This is a genomic window from Robbsia andropogonis (assembly GCF_000970345.1).
Taxonomy (GTDB): domain Bacteria; phylum Pseudomonadota; class Gammaproteobacteria; order Burkholderiales; family Burkholderiaceae; genus Robbsia; species Robbsia andropogonis.
The window spans coordinates 1-3,159 of the sequence record NZ_LAQU01000105.1 but is presented as its reverse complement, the minus strand read 5'-3'; the positions used below and the strand labels follow the sequence as shown (position 1 = coordinate 3,159).

4 protein-coding genes are annotated in these 3,159 nt (G+C 61.9%); all 4 read left to right on the top strand.

Translation table 11 applies throughout. The annotated features are described in order from the left end of the window. The coding region (gene tmk, locus WM40_RS26065; RefSeq protein ID WP_046154491.1) for a dTMP kinase at positions 1-466 on the top strand (466 nt) is incomplete at its 5' end. A gap of 120 nt (positions 467-586) precedes the next feature. Then, positions 587-1,711, top strand: coding sequence for a DNA polymerase III subunit delta' (holB, locus tag WM40_RS26060; RefSeq protein ID WP_046154490.1), 1,125 nt, complete (start codon positions 587-589; stop codon positions 1,709-1,711). A gap of 41 nt (positions 1,712-1,752) precedes the next feature. Next, a complete protein-coding gene (locus WM40_RS26055; RefSeq protein WP_046154493.1) occupies positions 1,753-2,535 on the top strand; it encodes a TatD family hydrolase in 783 nt (260 codons plus the stop codon). A 62-nt stretch (positions 2,536-2,597) separates the two neighbouring features. Beyond that, the coding region (locus tag WM40_RS26050) for an ankyrin repeat domain-containing protein (protein ID WP_052738553.1) at positions 2,598-3,159 on the top strand (562 nt) is incomplete at its 3' end.

Here is a 3,159-nt window from a genome sequence, read left to right as displayed (position 1 = left end):
AACGCTGCGCGAAACGCTGTTGCATCAGCCGATGGATCTTGAGACCGAGGCGTTGCTGATGTTCGCCGCGCGCCGGGAGCATCTGGTTCGCGTGATTCGGCCTGCGCTCGAGCGTGGTGACTGGGTGCTTTGTGACCGCTTCACCGACGCGACGTTCGCCTATCAGGGCGGCGGTCGCGGCTTGCCGCTCTCGAAACTGGAAACACTCGAAGCCTGGGTCCAGGAGGGCTTTCAGCCCGACGTGACGTTGTTGTTCGACGTGCCGATCGATACCGCTCAGGCGCGCCGCGATGGCGCGCGCGTGGCGGACCGTTTCGAACGGGAATCAGTGAATTTTTTCGAACGCACGCGTAGTGAATATCTCCGCCGCGCCGCGTCATCGCCGGAACGGTTTCGCATTATCGATGCGAGCCGAGGCATTGCCGAGATTCAGAGCGACTTGAAGGTCATCGTGTCCGCCCTGTGACATGGACGAGTACGCGCCGCGATGTCCGGTACGCGGTGTGTGCGTGACGGGCGCATGAAAGGCATGCCCGGCGGGTCGCTTGCGCGGCGATGATCCGCGCGGGACGATAGGAGAGCAAGGATGTTGTACCCGTGGCAATCGGCATCGTGGAATGCGTTGACGGCGCAGTTGCAGCCAAACGGCCGGTTTGCGCACGCGCTGGTGATTCACGGCCAGGCCGGGATCGGCAAGGAAGCGTTCGCGCGGCATCTGGCGCAGGCGTTATTGTGTGAGGAAGGGCACGGTCCGGACGCCATGCGTGGCCGGCCTTGTGGGCAATGCCCCGCATGTCATTGGTTCGAGCAAGGGAACCATCCGGATTTTCATGCGGTCTATCCGGAAAATCTGGCGCCACCGCTACCCACGTCGACCGATGGCGACGTTTCCGAAAAAGGGGGGAAAGCGGCTAAAGGGAAGGCGACCGACGGCGATGTGGGCGAAGGCGATACGAAAGGCAAGGCGCTCAGCAAGGAAATCAAGATCGAGCAGATCCGGGCCTTGTTGACGTTCTGTGGGATTGGCGCGCATCGCGGCGGCCGACGCGTGGTGTTGGTGTATCCCGCGGAAGCGTTGAACGGCGCCGCGGCCAACGCCTTGTTAAAGACGTTGGAGGAGCCGCCCGTCGGCGTCATGTTCTTGATGGTCAGTGCCAATCTGGACCGATTGCTGCCCACAATCATCAGCCGCTGCCGACAATGGCCATTGGCCGGGCCCGACCGTGCCTTGGCCAGCGAATGGCTGGCGGCACAACCTGGCGTGCCGTCCCCGATGGCGGCGCGCGACGCTTTGGCGCAAACCGGTGGGGCGCCACTCGCGGCCCATGCATTATTTGGCGATCCGCACCATGCCGCGCTGTTGCCATTGCGCGATGGATTGATCCAGCAATGGTCCGCCGGCGCGCATTGCGACGCATTTGCCTGTGCCGATGCGGTGCAGAAGATGGCCGTACCGGTCGTGCTCGGTTGGTTGCAACGATGGGTGTACGACCTGGCGAGCGTGACGTTGACAGGGCAGGTCCGGTATTTTCCTGCGCATGCCACCGCGCTGCGCCGTTGTGCCACGCAAGCCGATGCGATGGTGCTGATGCAGTTCCAGCAGGCCTTGCTGCGTGAACGGATGACCGAGCAGCACCCGTTGAACGCGCGATTGGTGTTCGAATCGCTGTTCGTTCGTTACCGCGCTGTGTTTTCGCTGACGCCGCGCTGACGCCGCGCCAAGTGATACGCTATAGTCAACAGGATTCCACCGTGTTCGTCGATTCACACTGTCATATCAACTTTGAAACGTTTGCCGCCCAGATGCCGGCCTTGATGGACCGGATGCGGCTGCGCGCGGTCACGCATGCATTGTGTGTGAGTGTCGATCTGGAGACGTTTCCCCAGGTGCTGGCGCTTGCGGTATCGCATGCGAATGTTTTCGCTTCGGTCGGCGTGCATCCCGACCACGAAAACGTGGAAGAGCCCGATGTGGATCACCTGCTGGCCTTGAGTGCGCATCCGAAGATCATCGCCATCGGCGAGACGGGGTTGGATTATTTCCGTCTGGAGAACCGGAGCGTGGCGGACATGGAGTGGCAGCGGCAACGCTTCCGCACCCACATTCGCGCGGCACGTGCCGCGGGCAAGCCCTTGATCGTTCACACACGGGCTTCGGCGGAAGATACGTTGCGGCTGATGCGGGAGGAACGCGCGGACGAGATTGGGGGCGTGCTGCACTGTTTCACTGAAACGTGGGAGGTGGCGCAAGCGGCGTTGGAGATGAATTTTTATATTTCGCTATCCGGTATCGTGACATTCAAGAACGCGATCGCGTTGCAGGATGTTGCGCGTCGGGTACCGGAGGATCGCTTGTTGATCGAGACGGATTCGCCCTACCTGGCGCCGGTCCCGTATCGCGGCAAGACAAACGAACCATCCTATGTCGCCGACGTGGGCCACTTCGTCGCGGCATTGCGTGGGCTGACGCCGGAAGCGCTGGGTGCCGCGACCACGGCAAATTTTTTCCGCCTGTTTGCAAGTGCGGCGCCCTGAAGCGGCGGCATATATCGCCGAGTGATTCGGCAGATTTTCAATGGAGCGGTAATTTGACTCAGATGACGATGATGTCCCGCATGCGGGCAGCGGTGTTGGGTAGGTCGGCAAGGTATGGTTCAATGCGCCAGGCGGTTGCTGGGGTGGCGGCGATGTCGATCTTGGCGGGCTGCGGCGTCAATGCGCAGATGGCCAGTGCGGCCTCCCCGGACGCGGTGATCAAGGCGGTCAAGTTTGACGATGCATCCGCGGTGCAACGGGCGCTACAATCCGGTTTCAATCCAAACACAACCGACGCGCAAGGTATGCCCCTGCTTGTGTTGGCCGCGCGGGAGAAATCCGACAAGGTGACCGAGGCGCTGCTGGCCGATAGTCGTACCGATGTTGAAAAGACGGATAGCGCAGGGGAGAACGCGATGATGCTGGCAGCCATCGTCAAGGATGCGTCGATCGTCCGGATGCTGATCGCGAAGGGCGCGAAAGTCGACAAGCCAGGCTGGACGCCGCTGCACTACGCAGCGAGCACCGGGGATGACACCATCGTGACCATGTTGCTGGATGCGCACGCGAACGTCGATGCGCGTTCACCAAACGACACCACCCCACTGATGATGGCGGCCCGCG

Coding starts and splice junctions, on each gene's coding strand:
- holB (WP_046154490.1), top strand. CDS start 587: ATGTTGTACCCGTGGCAATCGGCATCGTGGAATGCGTTGACGGCGCAG.